This window comes from Blattabacterium clevelandi, assembly GCF_003268615.1.
Taxonomy (GTDB): domain Bacteria; phylum Bacteroidota; class Bacteroidia; order Flavobacteriales; family Blattabacteriaceae; genus Blattabacterium; species Blattabacterium clevelandi.
In genome coordinates this window covers 295,364-314,094 of sequence record NZ_CP029844.1, presented here as the reverse complement: position 1 = coordinate 314,094, position 18,731 = coordinate 295,364, and the positions used below count along the sequence as shown (strand labels likewise).

12 protein-coding genes and 1 tRNA gene are annotated in these 18,731 nt (G+C 27.9%); 2 read left to right on the top strand and 11 right to left on the bottom strand.

The genetic code is table 11. The features are described 5' to 3' along the window. Positions 1–20 precede the first annotated feature (20 nt). The gene (gene ribB, locus DM817_RS01565) at positions 21–659 is read left to right on the top strand and encodes a 3,4-dihydroxy-2-butanone-4-phosphate synthase (protein ID WP_113738295.1); all 639 of its coding nucleotides are present in this window, start codon (positions 21–23) and stop codon (positions 657–659) included. A gap of 31 nt (positions 660–690) precedes the next feature. Here the strand turns inward: ribB and DM817_RS01560 are convergent. The 11 genes from DM817_RS01560 to dnaE all read right to left on the bottom strand — a co-directional run bounded on the left by DM817_RS01560 (position 691) and on the right by dnaE (position 16,635). Further along, positions 691–764 (bottom strand) — tRNA-Asp (locus DM817_RS01560). Positions 765–769: 5 nt separating this feature from the next. Beyond that, positions 770–1,096 (bottom strand): thioredoxin, encoded by a 327-nt coding sequence (gene trxA / locus DM817_RS01555; protein WP_113738294.1) that lies wholly within the window; start codon positions 1,094–1,096, stop codon positions 770–772. Between the two features lie 52 nt (positions 1,097–1,148). Continuing rightward, entirely contained in the window at positions 1,149–2,231 is a 1,083-nt protein-coding gene (locus DM817_RS01550) for a M20 family metallo-hydrolase (protein WP_113738293.1), read from the bottom strand. After that, complete coding sequence (argB, locus tag DM817_RS01545; RefSeq protein WP_113738292.1) at positions 2,222–3,013, bottom strand: acetylglutamate kinase; 792 nt, start codon at positions 3,011–3,013, stop codon at positions 2,222–2,224. Before argB ends, DM817_RS01550 begins: the two co-directional genes overlap by 10 nt. Further along, positions 3,010–3,972, bottom strand: a complete 963-nt coding sequence (locus DM817_RS01540; RefSeq protein WP_113738554.1) for a Rossmann-fold NAD(P)-binding domain-containing protein — start codon at positions 3,970–3,972, stop codon at positions 3,010–3,012. Before DM817_RS01540 ends, argB begins: the two co-directional genes overlap by 4 nt. A gap of 4 nt (positions 3,973–3,976) precedes the next feature. Continuing rightward, on the bottom strand, positions 3,977–7,207 hold the full coding sequence (gene carB / locus DM817_RS01535) for a carbamoyl-phosphate synthase (glutamine-hydrolyzing) large subunit (RefSeq protein WP_113738291.1): 3,231 nt from the start codon (positions 7,205–7,207) through the stop codon (positions 3,977–3,979). Positions 7,208–7,216: 9 nt separating this feature from the next. Then, positions 7,217–8,323, bottom strand: coding sequence for a glutamine-hydrolyzing carbamoyl-phosphate synthase small subunit (carA, locus tag DM817_RS01530; RefSeq protein ID WP_113738290.1), 1,107 nt, complete (start codon positions 8,321–8,323; stop codon positions 7,217–7,219). 3 nt (positions 8,324–8,326) lie between these two features. Continuing rightward, positions 8,327–9,460: an aspartate aminotransferase family protein gene (locus DM817_RS01525; protein WP_113738289.1), complete on the bottom strand. Its 1,134-nt coding sequence runs from the start codon at positions 9,458–9,460 to the stop codon at positions 8,327–8,329. A gap of 11 nt (positions 9,461–9,471) precedes the next feature. Beyond that, positions 9,472–10,446: an N-acetyl-gamma-glutamyl-phosphate reductase gene (gene argC / locus DM817_RS01520; RefSeq protein WP_113738288.1), complete on the bottom strand. Its 975-nt coding sequence runs from the start codon at positions 10,444–10,446 to the stop codon at positions 9,472–9,474. Continuing rightward, positions 10,446–12,215 (bottom strand): argininosuccinate synthase domain-containing protein, encoded by a 1,770-nt coding sequence (locus DM817_RS01515; RefSeq protein WP_113738287.1) that lies wholly within the window; start codon positions 12,213–12,215, stop codon positions 10,446–10,448. Before DM817_RS01515 ends, argC begins: the two co-directional genes overlap by 1 nt. A gap of 121 nt (positions 12,216–12,336) precedes the next feature. Next, complete coding sequence (dnaE, locus tag DM817_RS01510; RefSeq protein WP_113738286.1) at positions 12,337–16,635, bottom strand: DNA polymerase III subunit alpha; 4,299 nt, start codon at positions 16,633–16,635, stop codon at positions 12,337–12,339. A gap of 257 nt (positions 16,636–16,892) precedes the next feature. On the opposite strand from dnaE, the gene rpsA reads away from it, so the two are divergent. Further along, a complete protein-coding gene (gene rpsA, locus DM817_RS01505; protein ID WP_113738285.1) occupies positions 16,893–18,710 on the top strand; it encodes a 30S ribosomal protein S1 in 1,818 nt (605 codons plus the stop codon). Positions 18,711–18,731: the final 21 nt, after the last annotated feature.

The following is an 18,731-nucleotide window of genomic DNA, read 5'->3' as shown; positions in this document are numbered from 1 at the left end:
AATAAAAATAGAGTATTTATATGGCTTTTTATTTTTCTGATAAAAACAAAAAATTGTTTAATCTAAATGGTATTGAAGAATCATTACAGGATATCCAAAATGGAAAAATGATTATTGTTGTTGATGATGAAAATCGTGAAAATGAAGGAGATTTCATTGTTGCAGCAGAAAAAATAACTCCTAAAATTGTAAATTTCCTGATCACTCATGGAAGAGGATTGGTTTGTGTTTCTTTAACAGAGGAAAGATGTGATCAATTAGAACTTACAATGATGGTAAAAAATAACACAGATCCTAGAAAAACGGCTTTTACGATATCTGTAGATGTACGAGGGTATGGAGTTAGAACAGGAATATCTGTTTTCGATAGAGCAAAGACAATCCTAGCACTAGTACATGAAGAAAAACCAGAATCCTTTAATAAACCAGGTCATATTTTTCCTCTTCGAGCAAAAAAAGGTGGTGTCCTAGAAAGACCAGGACATACAGAAGCTGCTATTGATTTAACTAGATTATCAGGATGTATTCCTGGAGGTGTTTTAGTGGAAATTCTTAATAAAAACGGATCTATGGCGCGTCTTCCACAATTAATTCAAATGGCTCAACAATTTCATATTAAAATTATTTCCATAGAAAATCTCATCCAATATCATAAATAAGAATGATCAAGTAGTTTATTTTTTTTAAATGCGGTCTGGACGGGATTTGAACCCGCGACCCCATGCGTGACAGGCATGTATTCTAACCAACTGAACTACCAGACCAAAATTTATTTAATTTTTATTAAAAAATCTAATTTTTTTCTTATCTCCTCTTTAGAGGCTACTCCAATATGCATATCTTTTTTTTCTCCGTTTTTAAAAAAAAACATGGTAGGAATACTTCGTATTCCATATTTAGAAGAAGTTTTTGGGTTTTGATCTACATTTAACTGGAAAACAATAGCTTTTTCTTTATACTCTATGTATAGATCTTTTAATATAGCAGATAAAGTTCTACATGGAGCACACCATGGAGCCCAAAAATCTACTAAAATAGTTTTATCCGATTCAAGAACAACTTTTTCAAAGTTATCATCGTTAATTTCTTGTATCATACTTTTTTCCTTTTAAATAAAATAAGAACAAGACAAATTTACCTTTTTTGTTTTAAAATTGAAAGTCTTTTAACAAACGTATGTAAATATCTATTCCATCTATAATTTCTGAAATAAGAACATACTCATTAGGAGTATGAGAACGTATGCTGTCTCCTACACCCATTTTAATGGTTGGAAATGGCATTACACTTTGGTCAGATAGGGTAGGAGATCCATAAGTTTTTATACCTATTATTTTTGCTTTCAATACAATGGGATGTATTGGATTTATGAAAGAAGAATGGAAATGAAAAGAACGTGGTTTTATTTTAGAACGAATTTTTCTTTTTATTATTTCAATTAATTCCTCATTGGAATATAATTCATTGGTTCTAATATCAATGACAAAAGAGCAAAAATCAGGAATAACATTATGCTGGATCCCCCCTTTTATTTGAGTGACCGTTAATATTGGAAATCCGAGCAATTTAGATTTTCGATCAAATTGAAAATTTCTTAAACATTCTATGTCTTTTGTAGCAATATATATGGCATTAACCCCTTTATTACTTGCAGAATGGGCTGTTTCTCCTTCTGAAATTCCATCTAATATGATCAATCCTTTTTCAGCTATTGCCACTTTCATTTTTGTTGGTTCTCCTATTATTCCTAAATCAATAGATCCTAATTCAGGTAAAATTGATCTTACGCCTAATGATCCAGAAATTTCTTCTTCTGCAGTAATAGAAAGTACCAATTTGTAAGGTAATACACAGAAATGACTTAAATAGATAAAGGTAGAAATTAAGGTAACCACGGAAGCTCCAGCATCGTTACTTCCTAATCCTATTAACTTATCCTCTTTTTGTATTGCAGTAAAAGGATCTGTTTCCCAATTTTTTCCTGGTTTTACTGTATCATGATGAGAATTCAATAGGATAGTACGAAGATTTTCTTTTTTTTTATTATAATTTGTACTTTCTGTCCATATATTGTTAAATTTTCTTTTGATGTTAAATCCATATTTAGAAATATAGTTTTCTATCAGATAAGAGACCTTTTTTTCTTTTTTAGATAGAGATGGAGTATTGATTATTTGTATAAGAAGTTTTATAGCTTCTTCCTTTAAAACTTTCAATTTTACTACAGACATATAATGGTCTTATTATTAAGATCATTTAAATAATTAGGGTGACAGATACTGACCTTAGATACTCCATTTTTTAATGAAAAAAAGGCATTTTCTAATTTTGGTATCATCCCATTTTTAATAGTATGATTCTTTCTTATTATTTGAAATAAAGGAAAATCTATTCTTTTTAAATAGGATTCTTCATCATGTAAATCTCGTAATACCCCCTTTTTTTCGAAACAAAAATGTAACTCTATTTCATCTTTAAAATCCTTTTTCAATGATATGGCTATCCATGCAGCTATAGTATCTGCATTCGTATTTAGAAGATTCCCTTTTCCATTATGAGTGATAGAACATAATACAGGCACAATATTGTTTTTCAAAAGAAATTTTATAAAAGACGTATTAACACTTTTATTTGTGATATCCCCTACATATCCATAATCAATATCTGTTTTTTTTTTTTTTAAACGGAAGCATGACTGAATAATATTTCCATCTGCACCACATAATCCCAAAGCATTACAGTCATAAGATTGTAATATTGCGACAATATTTTTATTGATAAGACCGGCATAGGTCATGACAACTAGGTCAATTGTTTCTTTATCCGTAATCCTTCTTCCTTGTATAAATTTTGGAGTAATCCCCATTTGATCAGAAATAAGGGTGGCCTTTCTTCCTCCTCCATGAATTAATATCTTATTCCCTTGTAGTTTGAAAAATTCTTTTAAAGAATCATTAAGCCATTTTTGATCACTAATTAAATTTCCTCCAATTTTTACTATATGTATTTTCATGATAAAGATTGTAAAATTTTCAAGAAAATTATTTGCGAAGCATAAATTCTATTTTCTGCTTGTTTCAAAACAATGGAATTGGGACTATCCAAAACAGAATCTTCCACTACCATATTTCTCCTTACAGGTAAACAGTGCATAAATTTTGCCTTATTGGTAATTTTCATTTTTCTTTCGGTAATCATCCAATCATTATTATGACAGAGTATTTTTCCATAATTGATATAACTACTCCAATTTTTGGCATAAATAAAATCTGCATTTAAGAATGCTTCATTTTGGTTATATGTAGTATCAACTCCATTAGAAAATTCTTCATATAAATCATACTGTTCTGGACAAGTAATGGTGAAATCTATTTCTTCTATTTTGGATATCCATTGGGAAAAAGAATTTGCCACAGAATGTGGCAATGGCTTTACATGAGGAGCCCAACTTAACACCACTTTACATTTTTTTTTTTTAGAAAAAAAAGGTATAAATTCTGCAATGGTCATTACATCAGCTAAAGACTGCAAAGGATGCAAAGTAGCACTTTCCATGTTAACTACTGGTACTTTAGAATAGCTCAATATTTTCTTAAAAAGAACTTCATTATAATCATAATCTCTGTCTATAAGATTAGGAAAAGTTCTTACTGCAAGAATGTCACAATATAAACTCATTACAGAAATAGCATCCTTAAGATGTTCTTGAGTATCTGTCATCACATTTCCATCTTTCATTTCGATATTCCAGGAATCCCGATGAATATTTAATACCCAAGTATTACTTCCTAAGTTAAAAGCTGCTTTTTGACAACTAATTCTTGTACGTAAACTAGGATTAAAAAATACCAATCCAATTGTTTTATTCTTCCCAATATGTTGAAAACAATATGGATTTTTCTTCAAATTTATGGCTTCTTTAATGATATCATATACGTTGACAACATCTTCAACGCTAAAAAAATTTTTCATCAATTTATTGATATTCATCCCAAGAATTGATGGATAGTTTATCCATAGATAAATTACAAAAAGCTTTTATAAAAGCTTTAGCTAAGCGCGTATTAGTTAGTAGAGGAATATTAAAATCTACGGAAAAACGTCTTATCGCATAATCATTATCTAACTCGAATTTACTTAAATTTTTAGGAATATTGATAATAAGATCGAATTTTCTATCTTTGATCAAGTCAATGACATTGGGATATTTTCTTTCATTTGGCCAATGAACTTTTATTGATGGGACTCCACAATCGGATAAAAAATTATTTGTTCCTTTTGTAGCAAATAATATATATCTTTTTTTATGCAAAAGTTTAACCATATTTAACAAATCTAATTTAGAATCCATCGGACCACTAGATATAAGAATATTCTTTTTTGGAATATTATAACCAACAGAAAGCATCGATTTTAGAAGAGCTTCATCAAATGAATATCCTAAACATCCTACTTCTCCAGTTGAAGTCATATCTACACTTAATATAGGATCTGCATCTTGTAACCTGGAAAAAGAAAATTGAGAGGCTTTTATCCCTAAAAAATTAGTAGTAAAAAAATTAGGATCCGTTTTCTTTTTTTTCTTTCCAAGAAGTACTTGAGTAGCTAGTTCTATCATATTGAACTTAGAAATTTTTGATACAAAAGGAAAACTCCTAGAAGCTCTCAAATTACATTCAATTACTTTGACTTCATTTTCTTTAGATAAAAATTGAATATTAAAAGGTCCAGATATATTAAAATATTTTGCGATTTTATTAGATATACGTATTATTTCCTTTAATGTAGATAAATATAAATTATGTGGAGGATATACCAAAGTAGCATCTCCTGAATGAACTCCAGCAAATTCTACATGTTCTGATATAGCATAATACAATATTTCTCCATTTTGAGCAACAGCATCTAATTCCATCTCTTTTGCATTTCTAATAAACTCTGTGATCACCAATGGATGATCATCAAAAGTAACCGATTCTTTATGACGAATAAGATAGTGCTGTAGTTCTTCAGAATTGGAAATAACATTCATATACGAACCTGAAAGAACATAAGATGGTCTAACTAATATAGGATAATCTACTTCTTCTACAAACTGATAAATACTATCAAAATCTGATAATTCTTTCCATCTAGGTTGTCCAATCCCTAAAACATCCATAGCGTTAGAAAATTTATATCTATTTTCCACTTTATCTATAGAAATAGGAGAGGTTCCTAGAATTTTTACTCCTTTTTTATAAAGTTTTAAAACTAAGTTATTGGGGATTTGTCCTCCCATAGATACTATTGTTCCTTTTGGTTGTTCTAAATCAATAATATCTAAGACACGTTCTAAAGTAATCTCTTCAAAATATAAACGATCACAAACATCAAAATCTGTGCTAACTGTTTCTGGATTGTAATTAATCATTATTGATCTATAAGATTCTTTATTAATAGCATTTAATGTATTGACACAACACCAATCAAATTCTACACTACTTCCAATTCTATAAACTCCAGATCCTAAAGTAATTACAGATTTATAATCTTTTTCATAAATAACGTCATGTTGAATAGAATGGTAGGTTAAATACAAATAATTTGTATCTGATGGATATTCAGACCCCAAAGTATCAATTTTTCGAACATATGGAATAATTCCTTTTTCTTTTCTATATTTTCTTATTTTTTCTTCCATAGCATCAATACTATCTTGATCCTTATCAATAATAAAAAGGTTAGCAATTTGCATATCAGAAAATCCTTCTTTCTTAGCTTTACGTAATAATTCATCCGGAATAGACCTCCAATCGTTATAAGAAGAAATCTCGTTTTTTGTTTGAAATATGTTATCCAACTGGTATAAAAACCATGGATCTATCTTTGTAAGATCATGTATTTCTTTTATAGAAATTCCTTTTTCGAAAGCTTCTTCTAAAAATAAAATTCTTTGATCAGTTGGTTTTTTCAAAAATTCCTTAAGTAAAAGAGTAGATCCAATTTTTTTTTTAGAATTTATGAATCCTAGCATACCAATATCTAACATTCTAATTCCTTTTTGTAATGCTTCTTCAAACGAACCTCCAATAGCCATCACTTCTCCTATACTTTTCATACTACTTCCAATTCTATTGGAAACACCATAAAATTTATTGAGATCCCACCTGGGAATTTTACAAACTACATAATCCAATGCTGGTTCAAAAAACGCATAAGTTTTTTTATTAAAAGAATTCTTTAATTCATGCAATCCATATCCTATAGCTAATTTTGCAGAAACAAAAGCTAATGGATAACCAGTTGCTTTAGAAGCAAGAGCACTAGAACGAGAAAGACGTGCATTGACTTCAATCACACGATAATCTTCTGATCTAGGATCTAATGCAAATTGAACATTACATTCTCCAACTATCTTTAAATCCCTAGCTATATGGATAGCTAAATTTCTTAACCCATAATATTCTGAATTTGTTAAAGTCTGTGAAGGAGATACGACAATACTTTCCCCAGTATGAATTCCTATAGGATCAAAGTTTTCCATATTGCATACTGCAATACAATTATTATATTTATCTCTAACAATTTCATATTCAATTTCTTTCCATCCTTCTAAATATTCTTCTAAAATAACTTGAGAAGAGTAATAAAAAGCTTTCCTGACGATTTTTTTTAAATCATGAATATCTTTTGCAAAACCACTACCTAAACCTCCAAGTGTGTAAGAAGACCTAATTATAATAGGAAACCCAATCTTTAAAGAATAGGATATGGCATGATCCATGGAATGGACTACCAAGCTTTTTGCCGTTTTGATATTAATACGACTTAACCTATTTCGAAATAGATTTCTATCTTCACTGTTCATTATAGATTCAATAGATGTTCCTAAAACTTTAATTTTATATTTTTCGATAATTCCTTCTTTAAAAAGTTTTATTCCACAATTTAATGCAGTTTGTCCTCCAAAAGAAAGAAAAATTCCTTTCGGTTTTTCCTTTTCAATCACGTTTTTTATAAAAAAAAATGTGAGAGGTAAAAAATAAACTTTGTCAGCAACTTCTTTAGAAGTTTGAACAGTTGCGATATTTGGATTAATCAATATAGTATAAATACCCTCCTCTTTAAGAGCTTTTAAAGCTTGTGTTCCAGAATAATCAAATTCACCAGCTTCTCCTATTTTTAATGCCCCTGATCCAAGTATAAGTATTTTATCTATTTTCATTTCATAATACTATTTTTGGAATCTTCTTGAAGATCCAATCGAATTAATAAAAAAATCGAATAAAAATTCGGTATCTGTAGGTCCACTTGATGCTTCTGGATGAAATTGAACCGAAAAAAAAGGTTTAAAATCATGAATGATTCCTTCGCAAGTGTTATCATTTAAATTTTTAAAAAATATCTTCCATTCTCTAGAAATATTGGTAGTGTCCAAAACATATCCATGATTTTGTGATGTAATAAAATTTTGTCCTGTTTCTATAAATACAACAGGGTGATTATGTCCTCTATGTGCATACTTCAGTTTATAAGTATATCCTCCTGCAGCAATACCCAAAAGTTGATTTCCTAAACATATCCCAAATATAGGTCGTTCTTTTTTCATAGCAATACGAATATAGGAGATTGGTTTTTCATAAATCTGTGGATTTCCAGGTCCATTAGAAAGGACCAGGCCATCATATTCTTCCTTCGTAAAATCATAATCCCATGGGACCCTTATTATGGTACAATTTCTTCGCAATAAACAACGTAAAATATTATTCTTTAATCCAAAATCTACAAGTAATATTTTATATTTTCCATTTCCATATATGATTTTTTTATAGGTAGAAACTTTTTGAGAAAGATTATCTTGATTAGGATCATAAAAGGGAATATCTTCTTGTTCCATTATTAAAATTTTACCTAACATGGATCCTCCTTGATTTATAAGTTTTTTTGCAATAAATCTAGTATCTATCCCATATAATCCAGGAATACCATTTTCTTTTAACCAATCAGATAAAGTCGTATACATATTCCAATGATACGGACGGTTGGAATAATATGAAATAATCAGGCCTGAGACTTGAACCTTATCAGATTCGTAAAATTCATGGATAGATTCTTTATAAGATGGAGAAGGAATTCCATAATTCCCTATTAAAGGATAAGTATAAGTCAAAATTTGACCTTTGTAAGATGGATCCGTCATACTTTCCGTATATCCGGTCATAGCTGTATTAAATACTACTTCTCCGGAAGAGGAAACGGGAGCTCCAAAATGATCAGCTTCATACTTAGTTCCATCTTCAAGTATAAGCATAGCCTTTTTACTACTATTATTTTTTTTCATTTTTTAGAGATCTGATAAGGCCTTCTTTAGTTTTTTAATAAATAATTTTATATGACTGAGGTTGATACTCAGTGGAGGGAGTAATCGTAATATATATGAGTTATTGGATGTTCCTACAAATACTTTTTCATTGTAAATTAAAATATTTTTTAAATCATCAATAGGAAAATCAAATTCTAACCCTAACATAAGTCCTCTACCACTAATTTTTTTAATTTTAGGAATCATACGCAATTCGTTTAATAGTATTTCTCCCATTTTTTTTGCATTTTCAATTAAATTTTCTTTTAGAATAATTTTTAATACAGCAATACCTGCTACACAAGCTAAATGATTCCCACCAAATGTAGTTCCTAACATTCCGTAATATGGTTTAAATTTAGGATGGATAAGAACACCTCCTATGGGGAATCCATTTCCCATACCTTTAGCAATCGTAATTAAATCTGGTTTTATAGGATATAATTGGTGAGAAAAAAAAGATCCAGTTCTTCCATATCCACTTTGAATCTCATCAATAATAAAAATTGTGTCATATTTTCTACAAAGTTCCCAATATTTACGAAAATAATTTAACCCAGGATCTATAATTCCAGATACACCTTGTATTCCTTCCGTTATTAATGCACAAATATCGCCATTTTTTAATTCCTTTTCTAAGGAATTAAGATCTTTATAATCTATAAATATAGTTTTATGTTGCGTATTAAAAGGAGATATAATTTTATGATTATCCGTAACGGATAAACTACCGCTCGTTCTTCCATGAAATGCCCCTTTAAAAGCAATAACTTTTTTTTTCCCTGTATGAAAAGAAGCTATTTTCAATGCATTTTCATTAGATTCAGAACCGGAATTGCAAAGAAATAACGAATAGTTTTCATATCCTGAAATACAGCCAAGTAAATAGGCTAATTCTTTTTTTTGAGAAATAAAAACACTATTTGAATAATAGGATATTTTATGAATTTGTTCTGTTAAGGATTTTACATAATATGGATGAGAATGACCAATGGAAATGACGGCATGTCCTCCATAAAAATCTAAATACATATGTCCTTTTTTATCAAAAACATAGATTCCTTTACTTTTGGTCAATTCTATATCTAAAATTGGATAAACGTCAAATAATTCCATTTTTTTTTCTATTAGAAACGAATGGATTTTAATCTTAAACCACAAGTTTCATCAAAATTAAATAAAAGGTTCATATTCTGTATAGCTTGTCCAGAAGCTCCTTTTATAAGATTATCTATAACACTTATAACAATTAGTTGATCCTTTTCTTTAAGAAGATGTAAAATACACTTATTAGTATTTACCACTTGTTTTACATCAACGTTTATGTTCGATATTTCTACAAAAGGATGATTTTTATAATATTCCTTATATATTTCCTTATTTTTTTCTAAAGAAAAACTAGAATAAGTATATAAAGTAACTATAATTCCTCTAGAGAAATTTCCTCTATAAGGAATAAGATAAATTTCTGAATGGAAATTATTTTGCATTTGAAGAATAGTTTGTTTTACTTCTTGCAAATGCTGATGTTTAAATATTTTATAAGAAGAAATATTATTATTTCTCCAGCTAAACTGATTCGTATCGAGATTCCTTTTACCAGATCCTGTTGAACCAGTTATCGCACTTATATGAATATCATTTTTTAATAATTTTTCTTTAGCTAAAGGTAAAATAGCTAAAAGAATAGCTGTAGAAAAACATCCTGGATTAGAAATATTACTAGATTTTTTAATGATATCTTTCTGTAATTCTGGTAATCCATAAATAAAATTTCTATTTCTGAAAAATGAATGATTTATAATTCTAAAATCTTGATTAAGATCAATGACTTTTATACTTTCTGATATATTTTTTAATTCTTTTCTAGATTGTCCATGGCCTGAACATATAAATACGACATCAATTTCTTTGCTTAAGGAATCAGTAAACTTCAAATCATCTATTTCTCCTAATAAATCTTGATGAACCGAATGAATTAACTTTCCAGGTTCACTTCTGCTAACCACACTATTAATCCTTGCTTTGGAATGATTAATGATTAATCTAATTAATTCTCCAGAAGTATATCCAGTCCCTCCTATAATTCCTATTTCAATCATTATTCTTTTTTATTTTTATTTAAATTATGATATATTTTCATTTGATTACTCAATATTTTTGTAAATCCTTTAACATCCTCTGCAGTCCAAGAATAATTCATTTCTCCGTATTTAGCCATATTAGATTCCATTAAATCAAATTCAGATTTAATTCCAACTAAGTGAAATCTATAAGGATGTAAAATTATATATACGGTTCCAGTAAGTCTTTCTTGTGTACTTTTTAAAAACATTTCTATATCACGCATGACAGGATCTAAATATTGAGCTTCATGAAGCAACATTCCATACCAATTGGATAATTGATCTTTCCAATGAAGTTGCCATTTTGTAAGAATATGCTTTTCCAATAAATGATGTGCTTTAATAATAATAATAGCTGCAGAAGCTTCAAATGCTACTCTTCCCTTAATACCTAAAATAGTATCTCCTATATGGATTCCCCTTCCTATAGCAAATTGAGAGGCAATTTTTTCAATTTTTAGGATATTTTTTATAGCTTCTCCCTTTTCTTTATTAACACTTACTAATTCTCCTTTTTCAAATTCTAATTCTAGATTTTCACTTTTTTTTCTGCTTAATTTTGTTGGATAGGCATCATCTGGAAAATCTTGGTAAGAAGTTAAAGTTTCTTTTCCTCCTATACTAGTTCCCCAAATTCCTTTGTTAATAGAATATTCTGCCTTATTCCAACAAATGGATACACCACTATTTCGTAAATATTCAATTTCTTCTTTTCTGGAAATTCTTAAATCTCTTATTGGGGATAAAGTAATTTTATCTGGACAAATAATTTGAAAAGCTATATCAAATCTAATTTGATCATTTCCGGCTCCTGTACTTCCATGAGCGATTGCTTTTGCTTTAATAAAAGTCGCATATTGTGCAATTTTAATAGCATGAAAAATTCTTTCGGAGCTTACTGAAAGTGGATAGGTATTGTTTTTAAGAATGTTTCCAAATATAAGATATTTGATGCAATTTTGATAATAATCTTCTATAGCATCGATTGTTTTGTGTGATTGAGATCCAATATTTAAAGCTCTTTCTTCAATTTTTTTCAATTCTTCTTCTTTAAATCCACCTGTATTAATAATCACCGTATGTACATCGTATCCTTTTTTTATCAGATATTTTAAGCAATAAGAGGTATCTAAACCCCCACTATAGGCCAAAATAATTTTATCCCCATGAATTAAATTATCTATGTTTTTTTTTTGAACGGTTTTATCTTCATAAGATTGAGATGGTTTATATAAAAGACCTGTACAAAGACACATATTTCTTTTATTTCTGGTTAATATATCGAAGTTAGCACAACTTTTACATCCTTTCCAAAATTCTTCTGATTGAGTTAATTCACTAAAAGAAACAGGATTAAACCCCAGTTTTGTATTCATTCTAATCACTGAATGGCTGGTTGTAATGCTAAAAATTTTAGAATTTGGAAATTTTTTTCTAGAAAGTTTAAATATTTCAATTTTTATAATATTTGCTAATCCTTTTTTTCTAAATTCAGGAAAAACAATTAAACCAGAATTAACAACAAATTCTTGATTTTGAAAAACTTCAAGGTAAATAAACCCTGCTATTTTTCCATTATAGAAAGCTATTACGGCATTTCCATTAATCATTTTTGATTTAATATATTCTGGATCTTTCTTAGCAATACCAGTTCCTCTAATTTTTGCGGATTCCTGTATTTTTTTGCAAATTAAGGAAGCATATTTTGTATCCTCTTCATGAGATACTCTAACTTTTATTTTCATCTTAAAAAAAACCAATAACTACTAAAAAAAAATGTAATTTATTGATTTACAAAAAAGTGAATTCATAATATTTACTTTATTTTAAGTGCAAATTTAAGAAAGTCTTATTCATAATTAATTTTTAATTCAAAGAAAAATCTAACCCTTTTATTTTTTCCAAATTTTTTAAAAAACTGGAATTAATATCAACTCTATACTTCTTTGATTCAAAATTTAAAGAAATATGATTTTCCTTATCATAAAGAAGAATATTCAGCTTTTTATATCCTATCGGTTGTTCAGAAAATAATTTTTCTAGATCATCAATAATCATGCTATCTAAGTCTTTTATATTTATCCTAATTACCAGTTTATGGGAAAATTTTTTTAAAACATTTTGTAGACTTTCGATATGAAATATATGTATTTTTCGTTCTTTAGAGCGTTCAATAAAAATATATAAATATAATAGGCTATTACTAAATAATAAATGTTCATACTTTAAATATTGTTGTCCATAAATACGAAATAATTTAGAAGAATGATCATCTTCTAATAAAAAAATTCCATATTTTTTTCCACTTTTGATATATATTTTTTTTTCTATTTTAGATATAATTCCACATATATATATTTTTTTTCCTATCAGTTTTTGTTCATTTTTATTTAATTGGTCTAAAGATAAATTTGTAAAATATTTTCTTTCATAAAAATAATCATCTAAAGGATGTGAAGTAGCATAAATCCCCAATACTTCTTTTTCTTTATCTAATTTATATAGATTGCTCCATGGTTGACATTTAGTAATCATGGGTTTTTCTATTTCCATATTTTTTTTGGAAATATTATCTTTTTTTTTCATTTTTTGGTATTTAGATCCAAATTGAATGATCTTTTCTAGAATACTTAACTTACTTTTTTCTTCAAAGTGGAAATACTGTTCTCTACGTAAATGAAATTTATCTAATCCTCCAGATAAAACTAAACTTTCTAAAGTTTTCTTATTGACTATACGTAAATTAATACGTTTTACCAGATTAAAAATAGAAGTGAATGGTCCATTTTTTTCTCTTTCCTGAACAATCATTTTTACAGAATTTTCTCCTACACCTTTTATTCCTCTAAGACCGAATTGAATACAATTTTGATTTTTTACTTTAAAAAAATCATCACTTTCATTAATATTGGGACCTAAAATTGATATATCCATACGCTTACATTCTTTGATAAAGTAAGTGAGCTGTTTAATATTGTCCATGTGATTACTTAATACAGAAGCCATATATTCACAGGGAAAATGCGTTTTAAGATAAGCCGTCTGAAATGCTATATAAGCATAACAGGTAGCATGAGATTTGTTAAAAGCATAGCAAGAAAAAAACTCCCAATCTTTCCATATTTTTTCTAATATATTTTTTGGATATCCTTTTTTAATAGCTTGATTAAGAAACTTATTTTTCATTTTATTTAGTTCCTCTTTTTGTTTTTTACCCATAGATTTTCTAAGAAAATCTGCTTCTCCTTTGCTAAACCCTGCTATTTTCTGGGATATTAACATAACCTGTTCTTGATATATAGTTATTCCATAAGTTTCTTTTAAGAATTCTTCCATTTCTGGTAAATCATAGGTGATCTTCTCTTTCCCCTGTTTTCTGGAAATAAAGTTAGGAATGTATTGTAATGGCCCCGGTCTATATAATGCATTCATTGCAATTAAATCATCAAATTTATCAGGTTTAAGTTGACGTAAATATTTCTGCATTCCTGGAGATTCATATTGAAAAATAGCTACGGTTTCTCCTTTTTTAAAAAGAGAATAAGTCTTTAAATCTTCTATAGAAAATGAGAATTCTGTAACATTGATGTTTTTTTTGATAAGATTCAAGGAATCTTTAATAATAGTAAGAGTCTTTAATCCTAAAAAATCCATTTTTAATAATCCAACATGTTCTACTACATTGTTATCAAATTGCGTTAACAATAAATCGGATTCTTTAGAAATAGAAACTGGAATATATTCTCTTATATCGTATGGACTTATAATGATTCCACAAGCATGTATACCAGTACTTCTTATAGATCCTTCTAATTTTTTTGCTTGATTCAAAATTTTTCCCTCCAAAGTTTCTTCATGTTCGGCAATTTTTCTCAATTTTTTGATATTTTCCATTTCTTCCTTACTTCTATTTTCTAGTACCGAAGAAGATAATAGAACTTTTAATGGGAGGAAGTTAGGTACCATTTTTGCTATACGATCTGTATCTTTTAAAGATAAATTTAATACACGAGCAGTATCTCGAATAGCAGATTTTGCCCCCATTTTGGAATATGTGATGATTTGTGCTACTTTATTTTTTCCATATTTTTGAACTACCCATTCAATAATCTCTTCACGTCCTCGATCATCAAAATCGATATCAATATCTGGTAAAGATATTCTGTCCGGATTTAAAAATCGTTCAAAAAGAAGATGATATTTTATGGGGTCTATATCCGTAATTCCTATACAATAGGCAACTACAGAGCCCGCAACAGAACCTCTTCCAGGTCCTACTGAAATATTCATTTTTCTAGCTTGAGAAACTAAATTATGAACAATAAGAAAATAACCAGGATATCCAATTTTTTCAATTGTTTGTAATTCGAAGTGAATTCTTTCTTCTACTTCCTTAGTTATATTTTTATAACGTTTTTTAGCACCTTCATATGTAATACTTCTTAAAAATAAATTTTCCCCTCTATTCCCTCCATCTTTTTTATCTAAAGGTGTTTCAAAATGTTTTGGTATCTGAAATTTTGGAAGTAATATTTTTTGTGATAGACTGTAAAATTCAATTTTACTGACTAATTCATCTAAAAAATCAAAAGATTCTGGAATATCCGAAAATATTTCTTTCATCTCTTCTGTACTTTTGAAATAAAATTCTTGATTTGGAAATCCAAATCTAGACCCTCTTCCTCTACCTATAGGAGTTGATTGTTTTTCTCCATTTTTTACGCAAAGCAAAATATCCTGAACATAAGCATCTTTTTGATTTAAATAAAAAGTATTATTTTGTATAATGTACTTTACATGATATTTTTCTGAAAATTTCAGTAGGACCCTATTAACATAGTCTTCTTCTTCTAATCCATGACGTAATAATTCTATGTAAAAATCTTCTTCAAAAAGTTCTTTCCACCATAAAAAAACCTTTTCTGCTTTTCTTTTTCCTTGATTAAGAATAATCTGTGGGATTTCTGCATTGAGATCTCCGGTAAGAGCTATTAAATTACCCTTATATTTTTCAATCAAGTTTTTTCCTATTCTAGGAATTCCACCATAAAGTCCTTCTAAAAATCCATGAGAACAAAGTTTGGATAAATTATGATATCCCGCTTTATTTTTAGATAATAGAACTTGATGATAACGTTTATCCGGTGTTTCTTTAGTAAACTTTTTCTGTAAATAATTATCGGAAATAAACATTTCACAACCAATAATTCCTTTTATTGATTTTTTCAATGAAGCATATTTTTTGTTGAAATAATGAATGGTATTTAAAAAATGGAAACTACCCATCATATTTCCATAATCTGTAATTCCAATAGCAGGCATATTACAGGATATAGCTCTATTTATCATGGATAAAATATCCATAGTTGAAAAAAGAATAGAAAAAGAAGTATGATTATGAATATGAGAATATCTTTTTTTTTGTAATTTTTCCTTATTATTGTTAATTATTTTATTTTCTATTTTTTTTTCTGTATTCTTTTTAGGATTATGGGGATTGAAAGAAACTATAGAGGAAGAGATAATAGTTTGGAAAGATTCTCGAAAATTTTTGATTATTGATTCATCTATTCCAATATCATTATTGGATATAATTCCCATCCGTAAAAGTTCTAAAAAACAACGAGAGGTAGCTTTTACATCATTTTCTGCATTATGATGAAAATTAGATAAATCTATTCCAAATAATTTATAGTATAATTCAATTAATGTAGGCCATTTAAATTTGTTTCTAATACCAGGTAATTTGCAATAATTAACAGAAACTTCTTTAGTATCTAAAAATTTTTTTTCTTTACAAGAAATTTCTTCTTTTATTCTAAAAAATTCACATTCAATAACTTTTCTATCAAAATCTAAATTATGTCCAATTAAACATTTAGATTTTTCAAATGATTTTTTAAATTTTTTAAGAACAAAATCTAAATGGGTTCCTTCTTTTTCTGCTTTTTCATTAGTAATTCCATGAATTTTAAAAGCATTATAAGGAATATCATAACCATCCGGTTTTATAATAAAATTTTTAAATTCTATTATTTTTCCTGAATAAATATCATGACATTGCCATGCTATTTGTACTAGTCTTGGCCAATTATCGGAATTAGTAATAGGAATATTATAGGAATTAGGTAATCCTGTGGTTTCAGTATCAACAATAAGATACATAATTTTTTATTATTATCAAATCAATCAATTTACACTATCTATCACAATGAATTTGTGGAATAATTTTTTTTATATCTATTAAATAAAATATAAATAAAAAATCCAAAATTTTATGTTCTGAAAAATTATTAGTTTTGTATTCCTAAACGACCTAAACAATAGGCCTAATCATAGTGGATATTTTGAATGTATATTCCTAGTTTATAATTTTTGAATATCAACTAGTTAGGGTTTTTTATAAAAAAATATCAAAATATATGTCTAATCAAAAAGAAGAAACTAAAAAAGAAACTACCCATTCATCTGATAGGATCCATGGTAGTGATAAAAACATCAACTTGAAATATCAGGAAAAAGAAAAAAGTTTCGATTGGACAAAATACGAAACTCATTTAAATAATGAGATACAAGAAGAAAGAAAAAAGTGGGAAAAAATATACGAAGAAACTTTGCCAGATATACACGAATTGGAAATATATAAGGGAATTGTTACAAATATTATGGATCACAATGTGATTGTAGATATAGGATTCAAAGCGGAGGGGGCTATTCCAATTAGAGAATTTAAAGAAAATTTTAATTTTGAAGTAGGAAGTAATATGGAAGTTATGGTTGTTAAAATGGATTATAAAGGGCAATGTATTCTTTCCTATCAAAAAGCAAAAACGTTAAGAAATTGGCAAAAAATTAATGAAGCATATACAAAAGAAAAAGTTATTTTAGGTTATGTAGCTGCTAGAACTAAAGGTGGCTTAATCGTAGAAATTTTTGATATTGAATGTTTTTTACCAGGATCGCATATTAATGTAAAACCTGTTCGAGATTATGATACTTATGTTGGTAAAACAATGGAGGTAAAAGTGGTAAAAATCAATCAAAAAACAAAAAATGTTGTCGTATCCCATAAAGTTTTAATAGAAAGAGATATTGAAGAGCAAAGAAAAGAAATGATTTCTAAATTAGATAAAGGTCAAGTTTTAGAAGGAAAAATAAAAAATATTCTTCCTTATGGTGCTTTTGTAGATCTAGGAGGAGTCGATGCTTTATTGCATATTACCGATATGAGCTGGCATCATATTAATCATCCTACAGAAGTAGTTCAATTAGAACAGGAATTAAAATTCGTTGTTTTAGGTGTAGATAAAGATAAAAATCGTGTACAGCTAGGGTTAAAACAATTGCTACCTCATCCTTGGAATTCTTTAGATGAAAAATTAACAGTAGGAAGTAAATTAAAAGGAAAAGTTAGTGTTTTAGCTGATTATGGTGCTTTTGTAGAAATTATTCCAGGTGTTGAGGCTTTATTGCATATTAGTGAAATGTCTTGGTCCTCCGATTTGTCTTCTACACAAGATTTTGTACAAATTGGAGATGAATTAGAAGCTATTATATTGACTATAGATCGTCAAGAAAGAAAAATGTCTTTGAGCATAAAACAACTTACTTCAGATCCTTGGATCGATATTCATAAAAAATATCCTATAGGATCAAAACATATAGGATTGATACGAAAATTTACTAATTTTGGAGTTTTTTTAGAATTAGAAAAAGGAATATCTGGAATTATTTATACAAAAGATCTTTCATGGATTAAAAAAATCAAACATCCTTCTGAATTTTGCAATATTAATGATCAATTAGAAGTAATTATTCTTTTTGTAGATTTTCAAACCAGAAAATTAAATTTAGGCCATAAACAATTAACGGAAAATCCATGGGATAAATATGAAAAAATTTATTATGTAGGTAGTATTCATAATGGAATGATAGAAAATTTATTAGATAAAGGAGCCTCTATTCAATTTAGAGATCAAGAAATAGAAGCATTTGCCCCCCTTCGTTCTTTGGAAAAAAAGGATGGAAGTATTCTTAAAAAAGGAGAAAAAATTAATTTTAAAGTTGTCGATCTTAATAAAGAAACTAAAAAAATTGTAGTTTCTCATACAGCAATTTATCGTGATAGGGATCAAAAAAAAGAACAACGTATTAGAAATAGAAAATTAGAAAAATCTACTCTTGGAGATATTGCGGGGTTAGCTAAATTAAAAGAAAAAATAGAAAAAGAGAAAAAGTAAAAAAAAAGGAAATTTCAATAC